Origin of the sequence: Curvibacter delicatus NBRC 14919 (genome assembly GCF_001592265.1) — a bacterium.
Taxonomy (GTDB): domain Bacteria; phylum Pseudomonadota; class Gammaproteobacteria; order Burkholderiales; family Burkholderiaceae_C; genus Hylemonella; species Hylemonella delicata.
Window position 1 is genome coordinate 167792 of the sequence record NZ_BCWP01000002.1, and the last position, 6280, is coordinate 174071.

Genomic DNA, 6280 nt, shown 5'->3' on the forward strand with positions numbered 1-6280 from the left:
CGGCACCCGTGTTTGCACCGCTGGCGTCCTCGCCTGAGCGGTGCGAGAATCGCCACACAACAACATCTGGAGGAGAACACCATGAACACCGCTGTCCACGAAACGCCAACCAACGCGCGCCGTGTTGACCAATTGCTGGCCCACTACAGCGAGAGCCACCGGCACGCGACCAACGAACTGATCCACTTCATCGCCATCCCGCTGATCATGCTCAGCCTGGTCGGCCTGATGTACGCCTTGCACCCGTTGGTGGCCTATGCCTTCATCGCCGCCAGCATGGTCTATTACGTTCGCCTGTCGCTGGTGTTTTTCATCACCATGCTGGCCGGCTCGGCCCTGGTGCTGGCGCTGGTGCATGCCATGGGCGAGCAGCGCCTGGTGCTGTGTGCCGGCATCTTTGTCGTGGCCTGGATCTTCCAGTTCATCGGCCACAAGCTCGAAGGCAAGAAGCCCTCTTTCTTTGAAGACATCCAGTACCTCTGGGTCGGACCGCTGTTCGTGCTGAGCAAGCTGTTCGAAAAGCTCGGCATCCGCTGGTAAACCGCACGTACCGTCTTACTAAAGCGCGCCGATTTCCTGCAAGTAACGGCGCGTGCCCGGGTGCAGCAACGCGGGTTGCGGCACGTGGCGCGCGGTATTGACGGCGCGGGTCTCGCTGGCCTGTGGCAGTTCGCGTGCCAAGGCCTGTTCGCCCAGGTGCAGGGCACGCGTGAAACGGTAGGCAATCTCGGCGTCCAGCGTGGGCCGGGCCAGGATGAAGCTCCAGGAACCGACTGATTCCAGCGCCTGTGCCTGCCCCGGGTAACTGCCGGCCGCCAGTGTCTGCCGCTTCAGGAACGCATGCCGGGCAAGGATGCGCTCGATCTCCTGCTCCGATGGCACGATGAAACGACCACCGCCTGGTGAACCCATGGCGGCAACAAAACCGGGCCACTGCGAACCACCGCCCCAGAGCGCGGCCACACGTCCATCCGCCAACATGGCCGGGCCGTCCCCTGCGCGATCAAGGTAGACCGCCTGGAAATCCTTGTCCGCATCCAGCCCCAGACCATCGAGCACGTAGCGCGCCAGGATCACCAGGCCCGAGCCTTTGGCACCGAAGGCAATACGCTGGCCCTGGAGGTCGCTGATGCTGCGGTAGGGACTGTCAGCGCGCACCACGAACATGCCGGCGGTTGAATACATGGCGGCCACCACCGACAACTGGGCCGGTGCGCGACCGATGCCGGCCAGGGCCTCATGCACAGCCTCGCCCTGCACCAGACCGAGATCGAGCTGACCGGCTTCCAGCAACGGGATGTTTTCAGTACTGCCCTTGGTATGGCGCGTCTGGACCTGCAGCCCGGCGTCGATGCGATGAACGGTGCGCGCCACTGCATCACCATAAACCGGGAAACCGCCGCCTGGCGTGGCCGTGCCCAGTGACACGGCGATCGGCGCCTGCGCCCGGACCGGCAGGCCGGCCAGCAAGGGCAGCCAGCAGACGGCTCGGCGCATCAGGTCGGGCGTGCTCATGTCTGCGGCCGGGTGCTTGCGCCAGAAACGGTGCGACTTCAGGCCTGGGAACGCACCGATGCGCGGTCGCGCCAGACGGTCAGCGCCAGCCAACCCAGCGGAACCAGCACCAGGGCATAGGACAGCCAGGCGCCGTACTGCCCCTCGGGGCCGTAGGGCTCGGTCGCAATATGCCAGTAGGCGTTGTCCAGCGGCAGCACGCCGGCTTCGGTGAATTCATGGAAGGCGTAGATGGCCAGTTGCACGATGAACAGGCCGAGGAAGATGGTGGTGACCTGGAAGAAGCGGCCCAGGTTGACGCGATGGCCGTAGCGCGACCAGCCCCAGGCCAGGGCCGCAGCCAGCAGCAGCCCCAACAGCGCGCCCACGGTCATGGAGGCCGTGTCAGCCTGCCCCATCAGCGACGCGATCATGAAGGCGGTTTCCATGCCTTCGCGGATGATCATCAGCAGCGTGAAACCCGCAATGGCGACAAAAGAGGCCATGCCCGTCTGGCGCGCCGCAGCAGCTTCGATCTTGTGGCCGATGTCGCTGCTCAGATGCCGTGCGGCGCGTGTCATGTAGACCATCATGGTGGCCACCAATACGGCGGCCACCAGGGCCAGTGCGCCTTCGTACAAGGGTGTGACCACCATCTCACGCAACAGCACTGCAGCAACCACGCTCAGCACCAGCGCCATGCCGGTGCCGGTGTAGACGGCGGGAGCCAGGGCCGCACGGCCCGTCTTGCGCAGGTAGGCCAGCGTGATGGCAACGATGAGAAAGGCTTCGATCCCCTCACGCAGGGCGATGACCAGTGTTTCCAGCATATTGAGTCAGACGCATATAAATAAGAATGATTCTTATTAGAGTCGCGTTCCGGGCTGGTGTCAAGCACTGCCAATGCCTGCGCGTGACCGATCAAAAAAAGAAAAGCCGGCTTGCTGCCAAGCCGGCCCAGGAAAATCGCAACCAGTAATTTACTGCTTGACGGCTTCCACCTGCACCACGATGCGCACGTTCTTGGGGAAGCCCCAGTCCACGCCGTAGTTCATGCCGTAGGCCGTACGGTCGATGGTGGTCTCGAAGTCGCCACCGCACACTTCGCGCTTGAGCATGGGGCTCTGGTAGCAGTTGAACTGGTTGGCCTTCAGCGTCACGGGGTTGGTCTTGCCCAGCAGGGTCAGGGTGCCGGCCACTTCGGTCACCTTGTCGCCGTTGAAGCTGAACTTGTCGGCCACGAACTTGGCGGTCGGGTGCTTGGCGGTGTCGAACAGGTCGGCGCTCTGCAGGTGCTTGTCGAAAGCTGCCGTGCCGGTGTTGATGGAGGTGACGTCAATGGTCAGTTCCACCTTGCCGCTCTTGCCGGCCTTGTCGAATTGCACTGAGCCATCCTTCTTGTCGAAGCGGCCGCGGTTGACCGAGGCACCGAAGTGGCTGATCTCGAAGGTCGCGAAAGTATGGGTCGGGTCAATTGCGTAGGTAGCGGTCTGGGCTTGGGCGGCGCCTGCCAGCAGGGTGGCAGCGGCGGCAACAGCAAAAGCGAACTTGGATTGGCGCATGGGAAAGACTCCTCGTTTGAAGGGTTGAAAAAAGGATTACAGCTTGCCCACGCCAGTGAGCGCGAGCTTGAACTTGACCTGCACGTCGTCGGCCACCATGGAGGTGTCAGACCACTCGTTCTCGCCGATCTTGAAAGCCAGGCGTTTGAGCGAGAAGGTGCCCGTGGCCGTGGTGGCCGCGCCGTTTTGCGTCAGCGTCACCGGCACCACCACGTCGCGGCTCAAGCCCTTGATGCTGAGCTTGCCGGCCACTTCGAACTTGCCCGCGCCCAGCCCCTTGACACTGCTGGACTGGAAAGTGGCCTGCGGGAACTTGGGCACATTGAACCAGGTGGGCTTGGGCAGTTCGGCATCGGTCTCGGGCACACCCAGGGTGGCGCTGCCGGTGTCCACCGTGAAGGCGATCTTGCTGGTGTCGGGCTTGGCGGGGTTGAAGCTGATCTGCGCATCAAACTTCTTGAAGCGGCCCTCGACCGGCACGCCCATCTGCTTGCTGACGAACACGATCTCGCTTTGTGCCGGCACCAGCTTCTGCTGGGCCAGCACCGTGCCGGTGCCGCCGAGTGCGGCCAGCACCAGCAGCAGGCGGGATGCGGATTGAATGAGGTTCATGACAACTCCTTGGGGAAAATTCAACGACGGCCCGGCAACATGCGCAGGAGCAGGCCATCGCGGTCGATCAACTGATGCTTGAGCGCCGCCGCCACGTGCAGCAGCACCAGCGCGGCCATGCCAAAGGCACTGAACTTGTGCCAGGGCTTGATCAGTTCGGCCAGCGCCTTGTCGGCCGATACGAAATCGGGCAGGGGCAGCACACCGAACAGCACGATGGGAAAACCGGCCGCCGAGCTGTAGGCCCAGCCCAGCAAGGGCACAGCAAAAAACAGCACGTACAGCGCATGGTGCGTGCCATGGTGCGCCCAGTGCTGCCAGCGCGGCATGGCGGCGGCCATCGCGTCGGGCAGTGCCGGCGGACGATGCGTCAGGCGCCACAGCAAACGCAGCAACGACAGCGTGAGGATCGTGACACCAGCCCACTTGTGCCAGTTGTAGAGCTTGAGGCGCTGCGGTGAAAACGGCAGGTCGGTCATGTACACGCCGACGATGAAGAGGCCAATCAGGGCGAGGCCGAGCAGCCAGTGCAGCACGATGGCGACACCGCTGTAGCGCTTTGGGGAAATATTGCTGGATGGCATGGACGCAAGTCTAGGCCGCGAGCGATTCCCTGTTTTTGAATAGTGTTGTTGACTGAGTTCAAAAAAATTGAATTTAAACACTGTCTCAAGCGTGTGCTACGGGTAACTCGTCCCAACAGGTCGTGTAGCGTGGAGAGCGATGTTCCTGCTTCATTGACCACACGCGCTGTGTGCCGCCCAGCCCGGCACTGGCCACAAAAACCGTGTCCTGACCGTAGCGCTGGTTCAGGCGGTCGAGCACGTCGCTCAGGCGCGCGCCATGCCGCTGCTCCGGTGTGCACGCCTCAAACCCGAGTTCGCCCTGCTGTACCGCGCCGGCCTGCAGGTCCAACAACAACACCCCGGCCTTGGCATAACTGAACCCAGGCCGGTAGGTAGCGCGCAGGCCTGCAAGTGCGGCACGCACGATGGCCCCCGTCTCGCCGCTCGGCCGCGGCAGCGGCATCACGCTGGCGCGCGAATACTGCGACGCCTGCCGGAACGGGCTGGTGCGGATGTAGGTCATCACCTGCGCGGCCGCACCGTGCTGGCGCCGCAGCTTCTCGGCCGCGCGGCTGGCAAACACGGTGACCGCCTCCTCCAGCTCGGGCAATGCCGTCACTGGCTGGCCAAAGGAACGGGTCACGGCAATCTGCCGTTTGCCATGGCCGCCCTCCTCCAGCCCGATGCTGGCTGTTCCCTGCAGTTCACGCACCGTGCGTTCCAGCACCACCGACCAGCGGCGCCGGACCGTGGTGGGGTCGAGTTGTGCCAGATCGAGCGCACTGTGAAGACCGCAGGCCTCAAGCTGGGCTCCCAGCCGCCGGCCGACTCCCCAGACTTCCCCCACCCGGGTCGCCGCCAGAACCGCCTGCAACGCCCCGGGCGACAGGTCGCCCAGGTTGCAGACCTGTGCCAGCTGCGCCGGGTAGCGCCCGGGCTGCTGCGCGGTGGTCTTGGCAATGTGATTGGCCAGCTTGGCCAGCGTCTTGGTGGGCCCGATGCCGATGCCGCTGGGAATGCCGACCCATTGCAGCAGCTGCTCGCGCATGCGGTGGCCGCGTTGCGTCAGGTCGCCGCCCACACCCGCCAGATCGACAAAGCACTCGTCGATGGAATAGACCTCCTGCTGTGCCCCCAGGGTGGCCAGCAGGCTCATCATGCGGTCGGACATGTCGCCATACAGCGCAAAGTTGGCCGACAGGGCCACCAGACCATGTCGCTGCACCAGCGGCCGGAGCTGGTACCAGGGTACCCCCATACGGATGCCCAAGGCCTTGGCCTCATTGCTGCGGGAGATGGCACAGCCGTCGTTGTTGCTCAGCACCACCACCGGCCGCCCGTTCAGGTCGGGCCGGAACACACGTTCACAGCTCACATAGATTATACGGAGCACATACTTAGATGGAAACGACATATCTTGATATGACGGTTCCGCCACCTTCATCGAATCCATTGAGAATTAGATGAAATTAATAACGCACGTTCAACTGCCGCGATTTGGTTTGAATCTGGATCGTCACTATTGACGCCGGCGAAGCTCCGACAACTCCCGCTTCACGCTATCAAGAATCTCGTCCTCAAAGCGTTCTGAGTCCGCGACTGCATAGGATAACGTCAACAAAGTGAGCGGATGTATGCCCAGCACCTGCGCCAATTCATCGATCTTCTTTAGCGTTGGACTCTTCTGTCCTCGCTCCAGAGAGCTGATATATGTTCTGCTGGAAACAAGGGCGAAGTCTTCTTGAGTTCGGCCAGTTGCCGCACGCACGCGCTTCAAAGCTTTCGCAAACTGATTTTGAATTGTGGATGCTGACGGCATCCCGTCATTTGCCCACTTCGAATCCTTTAGGACTACAATCTATAGTGTTCATTTTGCTGCAATGTTCATCACCAACGATGCTCATCGATCCGCGTCGCACAGCCTCTTCGGAGCGCCGGGCGAGGCTTATTGGCGCGCCGCCGAGATTGCATTGTTCAAACCCTGGTACTTAGTCTCGATACTTCAAAGAGAGATACCTGACGACAAGGTAGATGACGCCGAGGATG

8 protein-coding genes are annotated in these 6280 nt (G+C 62.4%); 1 reads left to right on the forward strand and 7 read right to left on the reverse strand.

What is annotated here, in order from left to right; translation table 11 throughout:
* The first annotated feature begins 81 nt into the window (after positions 1–81).
* The gene (locus tag CDE01S_RS02050) at positions 82–540 is read left to right on the forward strand and encodes an Mpo1 family 2-hydroxy fatty acid dioxygenase (RefSeq protein ID WP_066702946.1); all 459 of its coding nucleotides are present in this window, start codon (positions 82–84) and stop codon (positions 538–540) included.
* Between the two features lie 18 nt (positions 541–558).
* Here CDE01S_RS02050 and CDE01S_RS02055 read toward each other — a convergent pair whose 3' ends face one another.
* The 7 genes from CDE01S_RS02055 to CDE01S_RS02085 all read right to left on the reverse strand — a co-directional run bounded on the left by CDE01S_RS02055 (position 559) and on the right by CDE01S_RS02085 (position 6053).
* On the reverse strand, positions 559–1515 hold the full coding sequence (locus CDE01S_RS02055) for a TAXI family TRAP transporter solute-binding subunit (RefSeq protein ID WP_084382637.1): 957 nt from the start codon (positions 1513–1515) through the stop codon (positions 559–561).
* 38 nt (positions 1516–1553) lie between these two features.
* Positions 1554–2324: an FTR1 family protein gene (locus CDE01S_RS02060; RefSeq protein ID WP_066702951.1), complete on the reverse strand. Its 771-nt coding sequence runs from the start codon at positions 2322–2324 to the stop codon at positions 1554–1556.
* Between the two features lie 150 nt (positions 2325–2474).
* Positions 2475–3056, reverse strand: coding sequence for a YceI family protein (locus tag CDE01S_RS02065; RefSeq protein WP_066702953.1), 582 nt, complete (start codon positions 3054–3056; stop codon positions 2475–2477).
* 36 nt (positions 3057–3092) lie between these two features.
* On the reverse strand, positions 3093–3668 hold the full coding sequence (locus tag CDE01S_RS02070; RefSeq protein WP_084382635.1) for a YceI family protein: 576 nt from the start codon (positions 3666–3668) through the stop codon (positions 3093–3095).
* A 20-nt stretch (positions 3669–3688) separates the two neighbouring features.
* Positions 3689–4252: a cytochrome b gene (locus tag CDE01S_RS02075; protein WP_066702955.1), complete on the reverse strand. Its 564-nt coding sequence runs from the start codon at positions 4250–4252 to the stop codon at positions 3689–3691.
* Between the two features lie 85 nt (positions 4253–4337).
* Complete coding sequence (locus CDE01S_RS02080) at positions 4338–5609, reverse strand: Y-family DNA polymerase (RefSeq protein ID WP_369406353.1); 1272 nt, start codon at positions 5607–5609, stop codon at positions 4338–4340.
* Positions 5610–5753: 144 nt separating this feature from the next.
* Positions 5754–6053: a helix-turn-helix domain-containing protein gene (locus CDE01S_RS02085; protein WP_066702960.1), complete on the reverse strand. Its 300-nt coding sequence runs from the start codon at positions 6051–6053 to the stop codon at positions 5754–5756.
* Positions 6054–6280 lie beyond the last annotated feature (227 nt).